At 38.7% G+C, this 17992-nt stretch carries 17 protein-coding genes; 14 read left to right on the top strand and 3 right to left on the bottom strand.

Going from position 1 to position 17992, the window contains the following annotated elements; genetic code table 11:
- Window positions 1-92: 92 nt before the first annotated feature.
- From E4T88_RS16675 to E4T88_RS16685, 3 genes are all read right to left on the bottom strand, one after another.
- Complete coding sequence (locus tag E4T88_RS16675; RefSeq protein WP_185146756.1) at window positions 93-341, bottom strand: hypothetical protein; 249 nt, start codon at window positions 339-341, stop codon at window positions 93-95.
- A gap of 143 nt (window positions 342-484) precedes the next feature.
- Window positions 485-724, bottom strand: coding sequence for a phage integrase SAM-like domain-containing protein (locus E4T88_RS18415; RefSeq protein ID WP_135107436.1), 240 nt, complete (start codon window positions 722-724; stop codon window positions 485-487).
- 282 nt (window positions 725-1006) lie between these two features.
- Window positions 1007-1360: a winged helix-turn-helix transcriptional regulator gene (locus E4T88_RS16685; protein ID WP_135107438.1), complete on the bottom strand. Its 354-nt coding sequence runs from the start codon at window positions 1358-1360 to the stop codon at window positions 1007-1009.
- Window positions 1361-1650: 290 nt separating this feature from the next.
- Between E4T88_RS16685 and E4T88_RS16690 the strand changes: the two genes are divergently transcribed.
- The 14 genes from E4T88_RS16690 to E4T88_RS16760 all read left to right on the top strand — a co-directional run bounded on the left by E4T88_RS16690 (window position 1651) and on the right by E4T88_RS16760 (window position 17991).
- The gene (locus E4T88_RS16690) at window positions 1651-1968 is read left to right on the top strand and encodes a DoxX family protein (protein WP_167755476.1); all 318 of its coding nucleotides are present in this window, start codon (window positions 1651-1653) and stop codon (window positions 1966-1968) included.
- Window positions 1969-1990: 22 nt separating this feature from the next.
- On the top strand, window positions 1991-2785 hold the full coding sequence (locus E4T88_RS16695; RefSeq protein WP_221411809.1) for a DsbA family oxidoreductase: 795 nt from the start codon (window positions 1991-1993) through the stop codon (window positions 2783-2785).
- A gap of 28 nt (window positions 2786-2813) precedes the next feature.
- Complete coding sequence (locus tag E4T88_RS16700; protein ID WP_135107442.1) at window positions 2814-3476, top strand: SDR family NAD(P)-dependent oxidoreductase; 663 nt, start codon at window positions 2814-2816, stop codon at window positions 3474-3476.
- Window positions 3477-4553: 1077 nt separating this feature from the next.
- Complete coding sequence (locus E4T88_RS16710) at window positions 4554-5012, top strand: HYC_CC_PP family protein (RefSeq protein ID WP_006801210.1); 459 nt, start codon at window positions 4554-4556, stop codon at window positions 5010-5012.
- Between the two features lie 123 nt (window positions 5013-5135).
- Window positions 5136-5552, top strand: coding sequence for a rhodanese-like domain-containing protein (locus E4T88_RS16715; RefSeq protein WP_006801211.1), 417 nt, complete (start codon window positions 5136-5138; stop codon window positions 5550-5552).
- 10 nt (window positions 5553-5562) lie between these two features.
- Window positions 5563-9387, top strand: a complete 3825-nt coding sequence (locus E4T88_RS16720) for an efflux RND transporter permease subunit (RefSeq protein WP_006801212.1) — start codon at window positions 5563-5565, stop codon at window positions 9385-9387.
- A gap of 13 nt (window positions 9388-9400) precedes the next feature.
- Window positions 9401-10906, top strand: a complete 1506-nt coding sequence (locus E4T88_RS16725; protein WP_006801213.1) for a TolC family protein — start codon at window positions 9401-9403, stop codon at window positions 10904-10906.
- Entirely contained in the window at window positions 10893-12566 is a 1674-nt protein-coding gene (locus tag E4T88_RS16730; protein ID WP_135107444.1) for an efflux RND transporter periplasmic adaptor subunit, read from the top strand. The genes E4T88_RS16725 and E4T88_RS16730 overlap by 14 nt, the downstream gene beginning before the upstream one ends.
- 48 nt (window positions 12567-12614) lie before the next feature.
- Complete coding sequence (locus E4T88_RS16735; protein WP_006801215.1) at window positions 12615-13013, top strand: heavy-metal-associated domain-containing protein; 399 nt, start codon at window positions 12615-12617, stop codon at window positions 13011-13013.
- A 40-nt stretch (window positions 13014-13053) separates the two neighbouring features.
- Entirely contained in the window at window positions 13054-13452 is a 399-nt protein-coding gene (locus tag E4T88_RS16740) for a heavy-metal-associated domain-containing protein (protein ID WP_135107447.1), read from the top strand.
- 107 nt (window positions 13453-13559) lie between these two features.
- Window positions 13560-15845 (top strand): copper-translocating P-type ATPase, encoded by a 2286-nt coding sequence (locus E4T88_RS16745; protein ID WP_135107449.1) that lies wholly within the window; start codon window positions 13560-13562, stop codon window positions 15843-15845.
- Between the two features lie 484 nt (window positions 15846-16329).
- Complete coding sequence (locus E4T88_RS16750; protein WP_006801218.1) at window positions 16330-17160, top strand: RteC domain-containing protein; 831 nt, start codon at window positions 16330-16332, stop codon at window positions 17158-17160.
- Window positions 17161-17359: 199 nt separating this feature from the next.
- Complete coding sequence (locus tag E4T88_RS16755; protein ID WP_006801219.1) at window positions 17360-17674, top strand: helix-turn-helix domain-containing protein; 315 nt, start codon at window positions 17360-17362, stop codon at window positions 17672-17674.
- Window positions 17671-17991, top strand: a complete 321-nt coding sequence (locus E4T88_RS16760) for a helix-turn-helix domain-containing protein (RefSeq protein ID WP_006801220.1) — start codon at window positions 17671-17673, stop codon at window positions 17989-17991. Before E4T88_RS16755 ends, E4T88_RS16760 begins: the two co-directional genes overlap by 4 nt.
- The last annotated feature ends 1 nt before the right edge of the window (window position 17992 follow it).

Genomic DNA, 17992 nt, shown 5'->3' on the forward strand with positions numbered 1-17992 from the left:
ATGAAGAAAAATGTCTGGTCGATAAGAGTTCTTGAAAAGATTGGACTTCAGTATGAAAGAGATATAGAATTCGATGGATGTGAAGGTGCAATTTACAAAGTTGAAAAATAATTAGCATAGAAATATCTCCAATAGGCTTGTTTGCCGATATAAGTAATCGCTTTATTCGGACTACCAAAACCAACCCAAGCGGCTGCCATTACATCTTCATCTCCATCGTGTTTAGCAGAAATCATTGTAGTAGACCTTATTTTTAACAAACGGTAAGCTATACTTAACTCAACAGGTTTTATTGCAGTCTTATTACGGTTAAATTGAATCCAAGGATTTCCGTTATCCATATAAATATGGCTCTTTTCTAATCCCTTAAGGTCAACATACGCCAAGCTGCAAAAATAACAGAATATAAATATCTAACAACTTCTAGCCTTTTATGTGGCAGTTGTTTATGTATAATCAGCCTTAATTCATCCATAGTAAGAATCTATTGATCAACCTGTTTTAATCTAATTTTATATTCTAAAAATGGATTATCTTTAATGTACTTGTTATTTATTGCTAAGATGACAATGCGTTTGAAAGATTGTATAAACTTAGCTGTCGTATTGTGGTTACACTTTGCCATCATTCGCAAATAAATTTCGAATTCATTTATGAAATCATGGTTAATCCTATTTAATGGTATATCGTACAACTGCCTCTCTGATTTGAGAAAGTTTTCCAAGTGTTTACTTTTTGGTAAGACGCATTAGATATTGAAATTCCAACTTGTTTCCGGATATTTTCATTATGAAGTGAGAAACTTGAAATAACGATGACATTTATCATGGGTTATTCCTGTATATATTTCTTTTATTATTTCAGAGGTTATTGTTTCTCTACAGAATCACCTGTCATATAGCTTTTAGGACTGCATAAAGAAAGGATACCGTATTTGGTACAACTGTAGGGTTAATTATAATACAATAATAATATGAAAAGAGAGCGTACCACTTTTTTTTATATATTACCCCAATATCTTTTTCCGATGGTTTAGCCCCCAATTATGTAGTTCCTCAATTACTTTTTCAAGCGTAAAAACATAATCTGTTGCGGTGTATTCTACCAATACAGGCAATTCGTCATAAACCGTCCGTTTGATAAGCTGATGTTCCTCCAAGTCTTTAAGTTCTTTGGCAAGAACCTTTGAAGAAATTTTTGGAATACTTCTTTCTATTTCCCTAAAGCGTTTATTCCCGCTCATAATGGAAATAATAATAAGGACTTTCCATTTGCCGCTTATCACGTCAAGGGCATCACGGACGGTTAGCATTCTTGCCAAACAATCGGTCTTAGTACTATCTGGGAATTTTTTTTTCATACTGCCTACTTTAAGGTGACTGCTTACGTTTGGGTAACTGCTTACAAAATGTATGCAAATATACGTATTTTTGTATTATAAAAATTGATTGACATTAAAAATATGGTTATGCAAAAATGGACAGAAGCGAATCGCGAAACATTTATGAAACCTGATACTCCATATAAAGTAAATTAAAAAAATCTATTTCTAACAATTAAATTAAATATAAGATGACAAAGCAAATTGACATCAGACAAGATACTAACAAAAAGGCAAAACGGACTTATTGGATAATAACCATTATTGCAATGGCGATAATTGTGTTACCTTCGTATTTAGCACCACGTGAATATTTAATTGAAACCATTCGCAGAATGGAATTTCCAAGTTATTTTGGATTAGAATTAGATATTCTAAAAATTGTTGGTGCAGTAATTATTCTTATTCCGGCTATTCCAACCATGTTCAAAGAATGGTCGTATGTTGGATTTGGAATACTTTTGCTTTCAGCAAGTCTGGCACATCTTCTTATTGATGGTTGGGCAAAAGGTGTGGCACCGCTTGTTCCTTTAGCTATTCTTGCTGTGTCTTACTATTATTTCAGAAAACTGAATTATGAGAAGTAAAATTTTAATCACAATTTTTACGATGAGTTGTCTAACGGCTTGCGGTCAGCAAGCCGAAAAGCAAGCTCACGTTGAAACAAAGAATATAACAATGGAAAATAAAATGAAAATAGAAATTTGGTCCGATATCATGTGTCCGTTCTGTTACATCGGGAAACGAAATCTGGAAACGGCTTTGTCGCAGTTCCCAAACAAAAAACAAATTGAAGTAGAATGGAAAAGTTTCCAAATTGATCCAACTATTCCCGAGGTTCCAAAATACCAAAACGACATGTATATGTATGTGGCTGACCGTAAAGGTTTCAGTTACGAACAGTCGAAGCAAAGGCACCAAGAATTAATTCAATATGCCAAAAGTGTTGGCCTTGAATACAACCTGGACAAAGCCCTTGTTACCAATTCAAAGAAAGGGCACCGCATCATACAATTTGCCAAAACAAAAGGATTGGGTGAAAAAGCGGAAGAACGTTTGTTCTATGCGTATTTCACGCAAGGCAAAAATCTGAGCAATGTAGCCACGTTAGTTGAATTGGGAAAGGAAATTGGCTTAACCGAAGCCGAAGTCAATGAAGCACTAACAAATCCTCTGTATGTGCAGAAAGTAGAGGACGACAGTCGGGAAGCACAGACATTGGGTGCAGGAGGCGTTCCGTTTTTTGTTATCAATCGTAAATACGCCATTGTCGGGGCTCAACAACCTAACGAAATTTTAAAAACACTTGAACAGGCGTTTGCCCAATGGCAGAAAGAAAACCCGGAGACCACGTTGAACATAACAGAGGGCAAAGTATGCACCCCTGATGGGAATTGTAAATAAACATTTTATATCACTAAATAACAATTAAATGAAAACAATAGCAATAGTTGGGGCAGGCCCCGGATTGGGCTTGTCCATCGCAAAAAAATTCGGCAAAAATGGTTTTCAGGTTGCACTTGTAGCCCGGAATGAAGAAAAGCTGAACCATTTGGCAGCAGAGCTGAAGCAAGATGGAATTGAAGCGGCTGCATTTGCCGCAGACATTTTAGATGCTCAACAAATCAAGTCTGCATTCAATGCCATAAAAGAAAGATACGGCTTTATAGATGTGCTTGAATACAGCCCCATACCAAGTGTCCAAAATTTGGCAGGAACTTTAGATGTAACCGAAGAAAATGTACTTCATCAGTTTCAGTTTATTGTGCTTGGAGCAATTTCTTCAATCGGCGAAGTGCTTCCGACGATGTTGAAGAAAAATACAGGGGCATTATTGTTTACAACCGGAGGCTCATCTATCCATCCAACACCTATGATGGGCAACGTTGGGATTGCAATGGCAGGACTCCGCAACCACATTCTTAATCTGAATACCGAGCTGTCCGGCAAAGGTATTTACGCAGGTCATATCGGCATTGGAGTTTGGATGCAGGAAGGTTCCGGCGTACAGGACAAAATAGCAGATATATGGTATGACATGTACACCAAGCGGGACAGAGCCGAAGAGTATATATCAGAAGATAAAGTCAAATAAATGTAAGCAGCCGGGTTACCTTCTGATTTTTCAGAGGAAAAAGCATTTATTTTTTATACTTAAGTTCTATCATATAATATTAATTTTTAACAATCTATATACAAATATACTTTTTTACAGAAATAGTAGATTGTAACTACCGGTAGTTTTAACAGTAGGTAAAAAGTACACCTTGCAGATACCGGAATTGAAAGGATAGAAGAATATTGTCAGCACTTTCCATTAAGGACAAAGTGCATTGTCAGTATCTGCTTATAGTTATATTGCAAGTTCGTTATTCAAAAATTCAATTGTATTTCTGTTTTCAGGAATACCTGCTTTTTCGCGGATATGTAACTAGCGTACACATGTGGCAAGACACAAAAGAAAGTCTTATAGACTATTAATCAACAAATTGCGCATGTGCTATTTTTCAATAGGTAACGATCTAGAAACCAACTTGGTTCTTAGATATGCTTAATTCCCTTACTATTAAAGAGCGACTTAACTTAGCGTGAAAATACTAAATAATCCTTATATTGCCAATATTCTCAAATTTATTTATCTGATTTATTGTATTTATTAATTTCTTGCTATAAAATTTTATAGCTAATGATAATTCAAATTCAATACCCAAAAGAGCTTGTACGGAATATTTACCCTTGAATTAATAAAAATATATGAATAGGGGTTTGATGTCGTTTGATATAAATATAATAAATGTTTGCTAAACGAACTGGTAATTTCCAAAAATAGAGACAACTGTTCAATGTCTGTGTTATCACTGTATAATGTGTTTTTAGGATATTCCAATATTTCGGAGCATGATATTCCATTATTTCCAGGACAGGACAAAAAACTAAAATGGGAAATAGCAAAGATTAAATTATGAGATTTAGGTATGCTTAAAGTTGATTGTTAAAAATGACGGTAACTTCATGTTGGGTGTTTCTATCTTTGTGCAGTATAATGATAAAATCCAATTTGGATATCTAAAAACTAACATGGATAAAATTGTATTTTTTTTGTGTTAATATAAAAATAAATATCTACCTTTGCCAATAGCTTATTTTATAAGTGAATTTTTACAGTAATAAAATGAAGAAGGTTATATCAATATTTCTGTTGCTATTAATGCTGATCATTGGAGCTCATCCTGTGATAGCTATGCATTATTGTGCAGGAGAATTATATTCCTTTGGAGTTTTGGACAATGAAATAGAGAAGTCCTGCTGTGAAGATATGGAAATGCCACAACAGGATGACAATGCCTGCCATACTACTTCAAACACACAGGAGGATAACATAATGCCATCCCATGAAAATTGCTGTGACATTCAAAAGGTTGAACTCTCAACGGACGACTATCAGCATCAGGTTCAGCAATTTAACCTAAGCAATATATTGCCGTCATATGAAAATGTATGGTTGGCTCTTAATTTGCTTATACCAACAGAGAATGAGGGTGTAACTAAAACCAGTCAATACTTTCCGCCAGGAGGTTTTAGTTTACACAACATAGACCTTCTGACCTATATTTGCATCTACCGTATTTGATTTGATAAATCCGTGGCTACCCTGCCATTGGTTTGAATTTTGTGTATATCCAAAACCGGATGTACGTTAAATTGTTTAAATCTAAAAACAAAGATTTACAAATGTTTATCAAATCAAAGAACAATGAAACCATTTTATTTTCTGATTGGTATAGCTATGTCCACCGGCTATATCACAGGACGTCCCGTATATACTCATTATAATACGGAGACAGTTCCGATTGATTCAACAGTCTCTCAACCCTCATCCCCTCAATACACCCTTGTCAAACATCTGATAGAGGATAAATCTGCTATTATACTTGATGTTCGTACAGAACAAGAGTATAATGAAGGTCATATAAGAAATTCTATTAATATTCCGCTGGACAAATTAAATGATTCTGTTTTTTCCCTACAAAAGAAAGAAGCTATTGTTATAGTTTGCCGTAGTGGTAAAAGAAGTAAAGAAGCTAAAACATTTTTAACACATCAGGGGTTTATAAATGTATATGACGGAGGAAAATGGGAAAACCTTAATATATTATTGACGGATAAATAAAAATATTACTATGCTTAACAGAATCATCAAGTATTTTCTCGATAACAGAGTTATAACATTGTTACTACTTGTTATCATCATTGTTTGGGGACTATCTACAGCTCCATTCAACTGGCATGGTGGCGTATTGCCACGCGATCCTGTCCCTGTGGACGCTATTCCTGATATAGGAGAAAATCAGCAAATTGTAGCTACTGAATGGATGGGACGTTCACCAAAGGATATTCAGGAACAAATTACGTATCCGTTATCTACTTCACTGCTGGGAATACCCGGAGTGAAAACCATCCGTAGTACTTCTATGTTCGGTATGTCGTTTATATATATCATTTTTGACGACAACATCGAATTTTATTGGAGTCGTTCCAGAGTATTAGAAAAGCTGAACTCCCTACCTGCGGGAACATTACCAGAAGGGGTACAGCCCAGCTTGGGGCCAGATGCCACTGCTTTAGGACAAATATTCTGGTACACCCTTGAAGGACGTAACCCCGAAACAGGGGAGCCAACCGGCGGATGGAACCCAGATGAGTTACGAACTATTCAGGACTTTTATGCCAAATATTCGATTTCAGCAGCCGAAGGAGTATCCGAAGTAGCATCTATCGGCGGTTTTGTGAAAGAATATCAGGTAGAGATAAATCCTAATGCTATGCGTGCCTTTAATGTTTCCATCATGGATGTGATGAATGCCGTACAAAAGAGCAATCTGGACATAGGTGCGGAAACAGTGGAAATCAATAAGGCTGAATATCTTGTCAGGGGATTGGGGTATATAAAGAATGTTTCCGATCTGGAAGAAGCGGTTATTACTGTCCGCAATGGAGTACCCGTTAAAATTAAAGATGTCGCTTTTGTTAATCTGGGCCCGGCTACCCGTCGTGGAGGTCTGGATAAAGAAGGTGTCGAAGCAGTCGGTGGCGTTGTGGTTGCCCGTTACGGCTCAAACCCGATGCAGGTCATTGACAATGTAAAAGCTAAAATACAAGAAATGGAAGCAGGGCTTCCTCAGAAAACACTGGCGGATGGTACCGTGTCAAAAGTTACTGTTGTACCTTTCTATGACAGGTCTGGACTGATACAGGAAACTATCGGTACACTGGAAACAGCCCTTTCTCATGAGATACTGATCTGTATAATTGTAGTAATAGTATTAGTCTTCAACCTACGGGCATCGGTTGTGATTTCCTCCATGCTCCCTATAACGGTGCTGGCCACCTTTATCATCATGCGTTATACGGGTGTCGAAGCCAATATTGTCGCGCTGTCGGGTATTGCCATCGCTATCGGGGTCATGATTGATGTCGGAGTTGTCTTTGTCGAAAATATAATCCGGCATATGGAGATGCCCGAAAATGAAGGCATTTCCAAAGGGAAAGCCTTTACAAACCTGATACATAAAAGCGTCAGCGAAGTTTCAGGTGCTATCACGACAGCAATGCTTACTACCATTGTGAGCTTCCTGCCTGTCTTCGCCATGCAGGCGCAGGAGGGGAAATTATTCCATCCGTTAGCATTTACAAAAACTTTTGCATTGATATCGGCATTACTACTGGGACTAAGTCTGTTGCCGACACTGGCTTATTATGTATTTTCCATTAAAGTGACTTCTGCCCAGGTACGAAAAATTACTAATATTGTCCTGATAGCTGGAGGTATCCTGTTGTTTGTCTTTACGGGAGTATTGGCAGCCCTGGCTCTCACTTTATTTGGACTGAATAACTTCCTTGCTTACCGATGGACGAATAAGAAGATACCTACTTATATCAATATTGGCATTGCAATTCTGGTAGCTGTCTATTATTTAACAATCGAGTGGCTACCTATCGGCCCGCAGGAAGGATTCTTTTTAAACTTAATATTCGTCCTTGTAGCGATAAGTATAATCTTAGCCTTACTATGGATATTGGTAATTTATTACGAACGCATATTACGTTGGTGCTTGGCACATCGATGGAAGTTTATGCTTATACCATTAGTTACCGTATTCTTCGGTATTATGATATGGTTGGGATTTGATACAACATTCGGTTTTGTGGCTAAAGGTTTTGAAACTGTGGGCTGGAAGAGTTTTAGACAAACTGCTTTCTGGCAGGCTTCAAGTGAACGTTTCCCCGGTATTGGTGAAGAGTTTATGCCAAGTCTGAATGAAGGCTCGTTCCTTTTGATGCCAACGAGTATGCCTCATACGGGTATAGAGCAGAATTTACAATTTATTGAAACACTGGATAAACGCATTTCCAATATTCCCGAAGTGGATCTAACCGTAGGTAAGTGGGGACGTGTCAATTCGGCACTCGACCCTGCTCCAACCCAAATGTTTGAAAACACAATTAACTATCGTAGTGAATATATTCTGGACGAAAATGGACACAGGCAACGATTTAAAGTAAACCGTAATGGTGAGTTCCTTTTAAAAGGTGGAGGCGCTTATAATCCGAAAGATGGTTTTCGCCTGTTACCTGCCGATAGTCTTATCACGGACAGCAAGGGCGATTATTTTCGTCAGTGGCGTCCCCATATCAAAAAAACGGATGATATATGGCAGGAAATCGTAAATGTTTCTCACATGCCGGGACTTACATCCTCGCCTAAACTACAACCGATAGAAGCCCGATTGGTGATGCTTTCGACAGGTATGCGCGCACCGATGGGATTGAAAGTATCAGGGCCCGATCTGGAATCCATTGAGCAAGGAGGAAAAGCATTGGAAGCAGCCTTGAAAGATATTCCGTCTATACTTTCATCTACTGTGTTCTATGACCGTGCCGTCGGAGCACCCTATATTGAAATAAAATTAAACCGTCAGAATATGGCACGTTATGGCATTACCGTGGCTGATTTACAAGATGTAATCAGTGCAGCAGTGGGAGGAATGCCTTTGACCACAACTGTAGAAGGACGTGAACGCTTTCCTGTGCGTTTAAGGTATCCGAGGGAATTGAGGGATAACCCCGAAGAACTGGCTAAACTGATTGTGCCAACAGCAACCGGAGCTCAGATTCCTTTAAAGGAAGTAGCAGATATAGAATATACCAAGGGAGCGCAAATGATCCAGAGTGAAAACACCTTTCTATTAGGCTATGTAATCTTTGACAAAGTAGCCGGAAAAGCCGAAGTAGATGTTGTTAAAGAAGCTGACAAGATACTTAAAGATAAAATAGCGTCCGGACAGTTAGAATTGCCCAAAGGTGTATCTTATAAGTTTGCTGGAAATTATGAACAACAGAAAAGGGCTGCTAACCGACTATTGGTTGTTATACCATTAAGTTTGCTGGCTATCTTGTTGATATTGTATTTTCAGTTTAAGACTGTTACAGCATCATTGATCCACTTTTCCGGGGTAATCGTAGCCTTTGCCGGAGGATTTATCCTGTTGTGGCTTTATGGAGAGCCTTGGTTTATGAACTTCTCTATTGGGGATATGAATATGCGCGACCTGTTCCAAATGCATCAGATAAACCTGAGTATTGCTGTTTGGGTAGGATTTATAGCTTTATTCGGCATCGCTACCAATGATGGGGTGCTGATGGGTACATATATCCATGATACTTTCCTCGAACGCGACCCACATACCAAAGATGAAATCAGAGAGGCTGTAGTTCACGCCGGATTAAGGCGTGTACGCCCTGCCGCTATGACTACGGCAACCGCACTCATCGCATTACTTCCCGTATTGACATCGACAGGTAAGGGAGCGGACATTATGGTTCCGATGGCCATTCCTACTTTCGGAGGGATGCTTATCCAGTCGATGACCATGTTCGTAGTTCCGGTGTTTCAATGCTGGTGGCGTGAATCGGCGATAAAGAAACACGGTAAGATTAAAGAATAAAACAAATCGTATTATGACAACAATAAGAATCAAATATTTAACAATGCTGTTGTTGATGATAATGGGCACCGGTTCAGTTTCAGCACAAACCGCTGATTCACTCAGCCATTACCTCAAAATAGCTGCCTTTAATAACCCCGGAGTTAAAGCGGATTTTATGGTTTATAAGGCATCTCTGCAAAAAATACCACAAGCAGGAGCTTATGCAGATCCCGAACTTGAAATGGGCTTTTTCCTTGAACCGATGGATATTATCGGAGGGAAACAGGTTGCCGAGTTCAAACTGATGCAGATGTTCCCTTGGTTTGGTACAAAGAAAGCGGCACAGACCGAAGCCACCCACATGGCAAAAATGTCGTTTGAGAAATTCCGTGAAACAAGGGATAACCTTTATCTGGAAGTTTATACCCAATGGTATCTACTTTGCAGCTTACAACAAAAACTGATGAACAACAGGGATAACAAAGCCCTGCTGACTCAATTGGAACAACTGGCGTTACGTAAGTTTTCATCGCCATCAGCAGGTTCAGGTTCAGGATATTCAATTTCATCCCCGCCCCCACCAACCAGTACGCCTCCGGCAGGAGGAAGTGGTATGTCATCCATGTCCTCAATGGGAAGTAGTGGTGGCTCTCAGCCAACTGCTCAAAATGCAGGTATGTCTTCGATGGGCAGCTCCGGTGGTGGTATGACATCAGGCATGAGTGGTACAGCTTCCGGCGGTATGTCTGATGTGCTGCGTATCCAGTTGGAAATAGCTGAATTGGATAATAATATAGAGAGCATTCTTTCGGAAATAAAAGCGGAAAAAGCAAAGTTCAACGCTTTACTGAACCGCTCCGCTCTCAGCGAAATACAGATACCCGAAACCTTTGAGCAACTTCCATTCCTATTCGATCCCGAAACTGCTATGACAAAGATCAACGATCAGAACCCTATGTTGAACATGATTACCGAAGAAGGGCTTGCTTACAAAGCTAAAGCAGAAATGGATAAAAAGATGAGTTATCCGATGTTCGGTATAGGTGTGCAATATATGCTTAATAAGAAAACAAGCGATCCGATGTTCGGAATGGGCGATATGAACGGAAAGGATATGATTATGCCAATGGTTTCCGTTAGTATCCCCCTCTATCGTAACAAGTACAAGGCTCAACAGCGCGAAAGTAAATTCTGGTGGCAAGCCAGTAAAGAGAAATATACCAATACGTACAATGTACTGGAGTCGGAATTGTATAAGACAAAACACCTGCTGGATGATGCTTCCCGTAAAATTTCGCTATATAAAAAACAGTCAGACCTTGCTGAAACAACCTATAATTTGGTCGTACAGGAGTTTGTTGTTGGAAAAAGCGATCTAACCAATGTTATACAGGTTCAACGGCAACTGTTGGATTATCAACTCAAAAAAGCCGAGGCAGTCGCAAGTTACAATACAATGGTGGCATCTATTCAAAAACTGATTTCATTTAAGGATACTGAACAAAACGTAAACAGCATATATTATGGAAACGAATAAATTAAAAAAGATTATTAATAATAATTATATCAAGTACGGATTGATACTCATTGCCGGGCTGTTTATCGGCTGGCTGATATTCGGAGCTTCATCCAATAATCAGAATGAATCATCTGAGCATGTTCACGAAGAGGGTGCGGTACAAATTTGGACTTGTGCCATGCACCCTCAGATAAGACAAAACAAACCGGGTAAATGCCCTATTTGCGGTATGGATCTGATACCGTTGAAAACATCCGGTAGCGGAGACGAAGCTGTTGACCCGAGTGCGATTCAACTGTCTAAGGAAGCTGTGGCACTGGCTAATATACAAACAACCGTTATCAGCCGCCAAAATCCAATAAAAGATGTTCAGTTGTATGGTACAATACAAGCTGATGAACGATTGTCTCAATCACAAACATCCCATGTTAGTGGGCGGATTGAAAAACTCTTTATCAACTTCACAGGAGAGAGTGTTAGGCAAGGACAAACGATTGCTACAATTTATTCCCCTGAATTATTAAGTGCGCAGCAGGAATTATTGGAAGCAGCTAAAATGCAATCGGTACAACCTGCCTTAATTCAGGCGGCACGGGAAAAACTGCGCCTGTGGAAATTGACAGATGAACAGATCGCGAGGATAGAGCAATCAGGAAATGTGTCTGCATTGGTAGAAATAAAAGCCAATACCGGCGGTATTGTAGTCAGCAAAAAAGTGAATCAGGGAGATTATATTAATCAGGGAAGTGTACTTTTTGATATTGCTAACCTGTCACAGGTATGGGCTATGTTTGATGCCTATGAAGTAGATCTGCCTTTCCTTAAAGTCGGGGATAAAATTGATTTCACGTTGCAGGCTGTGCCCGGCAAAACATTTTCAGGTCGAATATCCTTTATTGATCCGATATTGGATAGAACGACCCGTACAGCTAAAATTCGGGTAGAAACAGCCAACTCCGGCATGCAATTAAAGCCGGAGATGTATGCTAATGCCATTATCAAAGCTCCGTTGAAACAATTCAACAATGAAATTGTCATACCAAAATCATCTGTGCTCTGGACAGGGAAACGTTCGATTGTCTATGTGAAGCAACCGAATACACAATCTCCGGCATTTATGTTACATGAAATTGAACTCGGACCGTCACTTGGCGATTCGTATGTAGTGCTTTCGGGTGTGAATGAAGGAGATGAGATTGTGACCAACGGAGCCTTTACCATTGATGCCAGTGCGCAACTCGAAGGAAAACGTAGTATGATGAATGCTGAAGCATCCCGTCCCGTAACAGGGCACGAAGGTCATAATATGTCGGGAAGCTCATCAGGTACAAACCAATCCGAAACATCAACCGGGCATGAAGGACACGATATGTCCTCCATGCAGGGAGATTCAAAACAAAGCATGACTGCCAAAACTGAACATGCTATGATAAATGTGCAGGGACTCTGTGAAATATGCAAAGAACGTATCGAGAAAGCTGCTAAAGGTGTTAGCGGAGTAACATCGGCTTCGTGGGATCAGAAGTCTAAACAACTGCATTTAAACTTTGATCCGGCAAAAACCAATGTGGATGCTATAAGTAAAGCAGTAGCCAAAGTTGGGCATGATACAGACAAGTACAAAGCAGACAAAGCTGTTTATGATGCACTACCGGACTGTTGCAAATACAAGAAATAAACATAACAACCTAAAAAAGGAATATTCACCATTAAAAAATAGAATAAAATGAAGAAGTATATTTTAGTCATCGTATTGGGATTAGGCATCCTGTCTTTTAGTGCCTGTAACTCAAAAAGCGCACCAAGTGACGATACATCCAAAACGGAACCGACAACCCAGTCAGCCCCAGAACATCATCAGGATGAACATGCCATGTTGGGTGTACAAGGACTTTGCGAATTGTGTAAAGAGCGGATAGAAACTGCTGCAAAAGGTGTGGAAGGGGTATCTTCGGCTATGTGGGATATAGAAAAGAAGGAACTACATCTGAACTTCAATCCACATCAGACTAATCTGGATGCAATCAGCAAGGCTATTGCCAAAGCAGGACATGATACGGATAAGGATAAAGCTGATCAGGCAGCATATGATGCATTGCCCGATTGCTGCAAATACAGAAAATAAGAGAAATACGAATAATTAATCAATCAAAATAAAAAAATAAATGAAAAAGATAGTTTTATTTTTAACAGTGATAATATTCTTATCAGCAAACAGCCTGACTGCTAACAATCAGGATAGCCTACAAAAAAAAGATACCATACATGCCAGACATCATCAAAAAGAAAAAAGTGAAATGAAAGAATCTCATGCGATGCTCAAAGTGGAAGGTAAGTGCGATATGTGTAAAAAACGAATTGAGACAGCCGCATTAAATGTGGAAGGTGTGTCTTCGGCTATTTGGGATAAAAAGACGAAAGAATTACATCTTAACTTTGACGAAAAGAAAACATCTATCGAGGCAATAAGTAAGGCCGTTGCCAAAGTGGGACATGATACAGAAAAGGACAAAACAGATAAAAAAACGTATAATGCCCTACCCGGCTGTTGCAAATACAGGTAATTCTGTTAGAAATAATTTAAACGGTGAATAAATGACCGGGATAAGTGAGTATTATATTTAAAGGGAATGCTCAATTAGAGCATTCCTCTTATAAAAAGAAGCCAAACATGGAACATACATATATTATAAACGGTATGACTTGTAATCATTTCCGTTCAAGTGTGGAAAAAGCACTGAATGCTATTGAAGGCATTCATGCAACTGTTACTCTTGATCCTCCTATAGCCATCATCAGTATGGATAAACATATATCTACGGAAGTATTGCAGGATGCCTTATCGAAAATTGGCAATTATACTATAGAAATGGCTCAAAATGCTCAAAACGTGTCGCATAATAATCATCAGGATCATACAGAAATGAACAGTATGCACAAAGGACATGACCATAGTGGGCATGGACATCAGAATCACGATCATGCGGGAGGACATATGGCTCATATGGGAAATCTTAAACAGAAATTTTGGATTTCCCTTATCGTAGCAATACCGATTATTCTGTTATCCCCTATGATGGGAATGAAACTACCTTTTAGCCTTTCGTTTGAGGGCTCATATTGGGTAGTACTGTTCTTAGCTTCGTTTCTATATTTTTACGGTGGATGGCCGTTCCTCACTGGAGCTGTAAGTGAACTAAAAGCAAAAAATCCGGCTATGATGACATTGATTTCAATGGGTATCACTGTTTCTTACATATACAGTGTGTACGCCTTTGTTACCAATTACATCCTGCAAGTGCCGGGTCACCGAATGGATTTCTTTTGGGAATTGGCGACACTAATTGTTATTATGTTGCTCGGTCATTGGATAGAAATGAAGGCTGTGGGTAATGCAGGAAACGCATTGCAGAAAATGGCTGAATTGTTGCCTGGAAGTGCACATCTGGTACAACCTGACGGAAGTATTAATGATGTCCCTCTTCAACAAATACAGGAAGGGCAGCATGTAATGGTAAAGGCGGGGGAAAAAGTGCCTGCTGACGGGAAAGTTATATCCGGTGAAACATCTGTTAATGAATCAATGGTAACCGGGGAAGCCAAAGCCATAAAGAAAAGCGAGGGAGCAATCGTAATAGGTGGCTCGGTCAATGGCTCGGGATCAATAGTAGTAGAAGTGACAGGAACAGGTGAATCAGGTTACCTAGCACAAGTGATGAAATTGGTAGGACAAGCCCAACAAGAAAAATCACGAGCGGAATCCATTTCCGATAAAGTAGCCAAAGCACTCTTTTATATAGCATTGATAGTAGGTATCATTGCATTTATCGTTTGGTATATTATCGACAAAGATATTAATATCGCATTGGAAAGGATGGTAACTGTCTTTATCATTGCCTGTCCACACGCTTTAGGCTTGGCTATCCCCCTTGTAGTAGCTCGCTCTACATCTTTAGGTGCAACACATGGTTTACTAATCCGTAACCGCAACGCATTGGAGAAAGCAAAGGATATATCCGTTGTAACCATGGATAAAACAGGCACACTTACTGAAGGTAATTTCCGTGTTTCCGTTGTTAAAAGTCTTTCGGATAGATGGAGTGATGCTGATATACTAAAAACAATGGCAGCAATGGAAGTACATTCCAATCATCCATTAGCAGTAGGTATATTGGATAAAGCCAAAGAAGATAAATTGGAGATACCAAAGGCCGAAAATGTTGCTCTTATAAGTGGAACAGGCTTATCGGGTACTGTAAGTGGACAGGATGCAAAAATTGTTACTGCTGCATATCTGGATAAAAATGCAGTGTCATATGATAAATCCTTGTTTAATGACTTGGCAGAAAAAGGCAATTCCATAAGTTGCCTTTTAATAAATGATGATGTAGCAGGCTTAATAGCACAAGGAGATCAAATTAAACCAGAAGCCAAACAGACAGTAAAAAAACTTCAAAATGAAAAAATTACTCCGGTCATGTTAACAGGAGACAATGAAGCCTCAGCAAAGTCTGTTGGTGGACAGTTGGGAATCAGCGATGTATATGCCTCTCTTTTACCCGAAAATAAAGAGAAGGTCATAACAGAATACCAGCATAAGGGAAAAAACGTTATGATGGTGGGTGACGGAGTGAATGATGCCCCGGCATTGGCACGTGCAGATATCGGTGTGGCAATCGGTGCCGGAACAGATGTGGCGATAGATTCAGCAGACGTGGTATTGGTAAAAAGTAATCCATATGATATCATCCATTTTCTTTCACTTGCAAAAAACACAACAAAAAAAATGGTGCAAAATCTATGGTGGGGGGCAGGGTATAACATTATCGCTATACCATTGGCAGCAGGAATTCTCGCTCCTGTAGGTATTATATTGAGTCCTGCCGTAGGGGCTGTACTAATGTCCGTCAGTACAGTAATAGTTGCAATAAATGCGTTGATGTTACGAATGAAATAAAATCCATTTATTCATACCTGATGGAAATATTAATTGTTTTTATTTGATTCTGTTAAGTGTCACACCGGCATATGAAATAACCTGATAAGTTGTAGTATATATGTCGGTGTGTTTTACCATCATTTTGATGAATTTCCATTGAAGAAACTGAACCAATAATAAGACTATTAAGCGATTGTCTGAATAAAATGAGAAATTGTTTTCTTTCTTTAAACTCTAATGATATTTTTAATGAAAATGTTTTTTTAAAGAAATTAAACTTGAGATATTAGATTTCGTGCTCTATTGTAGTTCAATTAGTAACTGATGTTACGCAGGGAAACATTATACCTGTATCTCAGGCCTCACAAAGCACATTGTGTATCTAACGATGGGAAACTAAGATGCCCCTGAGGTATCCATATCGCATGTTCTCTCTTTTTTGCGTAACATCAGTTAGTAATAGAATTCTGTTTTACTGTTTGGTCTAAAAAGATGCATATTTATGATTCGATTTACCTCCCATCTAAAAAAAGAAATTGATATAAAGATTGAACAAATAGAATGTTCTGAAATGAGTATGATTACGAAGTCTTTGGATGCTTCCCGCGTACTTGCCAAAGCATTCAACCAATTAAAAGCATTTATTTTATCATACGATTTTAAAGATGAGGAAGAGGAAATTTATTTTTTCAAAGAAACTAAACCTAGATTATGCTCCCGTTTAATATTCTATCGTAAAGTCTATAATATTGAGATGAATCGCCCCATAGGTATAAATAAACAACGGGAATACTTCTGTGATTTATTGAATGATATAAACAAATATAATGGTAAAAGGCTTGATTTTATCCGTTATTACCGATCAGACTCTTCTCATTTAGACGCTATTTATTTTCTGCGGGATAAAACAGACGTGGAGCAATATCTCGAAACATTTTATTATGAATTTGATCCCCAATTTTCGACTAACTGCGATTTTAAGGTAGCGAAGATTTTAGCAAATGATATGCTTTCTGTCTATTTGATGCACGAAGTGGAGTTGTTGGATGATAACGGTATGAAGAGTTGTTCTTTTGGCTTTCCTGCGACTAAAAAGACTTGGATGGGTAGTAAAGCCGAGTTACAGGAGCAAATATTTTCATGGGATAGTGCCGGAATGTTTGGAGACCTACCGTTGACACAACTTTACGATTATATCCAAAATGTATTTAATATCCAGTTAGATAGCAATCTTTCGCGAACTCTTGGTGATTTGAAAATACGGAATACCCCTACACCATTTCTTGACAAGTTAAAAGATGCCCTATTGCGGCGTATGGGTAGAAAAGAATAATACCGAGGTCGGTATGTATGCTTAAACACGCATTATACCGATCTTTTCTGTATTTTCTATTTCTCTTTTTCGGAGAAAATTTACTTATATTCGATTATATATAAGCTACTTACAGAAATATTCAAAAAGAGTAGTACCGACCTCGTTATCAAGTATCAAAAAACGCTCGAACTTTGCATCAAACCAATAAGTTACGAGCATGAAAGTAATAAGTATAGAATCGGAAGCCTATAAAAGTCTACTACAAAAAATTGACCGGATTCATTCTTTTGTACAAAAACAAGAAAAAGAAAATACTATCCTACAACAATCTGATCCATCAGAGGTTTGGCTGAGTGATCAAGATGCTGCTACCATATTACGGGTAAGTAGACGCACTATGCAGCGGTTACGCAGTAACGGAGAAATAACCTATTCAATCAGGGGAGGTAGAGTATGGTATCTGTTGGCAGAAGTGAAACGTCTATTACCGGGACTTGTGGTAAACAACAATAAGAAAGGAGGCAAACCATGAGCGAGAACGAAGGTATAAAAGATTTCATGCAAAAGTGGTTTGAGCAATTCATGGGACGCTTTGACCGATTGGATAAATTTATGGATATAATGAGCGGACGACATAACGTGCTAAACGGCGAACGTCTTTTGGATAATCAAGACTTGTGCCAAATGCTGAACGTAAGTAAACGGACATTGCAGCGTTACCGTTCGGCTGGCGAACTGACCTACATAACCATTCATCACAAGATATTTTATACAGAGAAAAACGTAGAGAAATTTATTCGTGATCATTTCAGAGATAACACTGATGAAGAAATGGTAGAAAAAGAATAAA

The organism is Dysgonomonas mossii, assembly GCF_004569505.1.
Classification (GTDB): Bacteria; Bacteroidota; Bacteroidia; order Bacteroidales; family Dysgonomonadaceae; genus Dysgonomonas.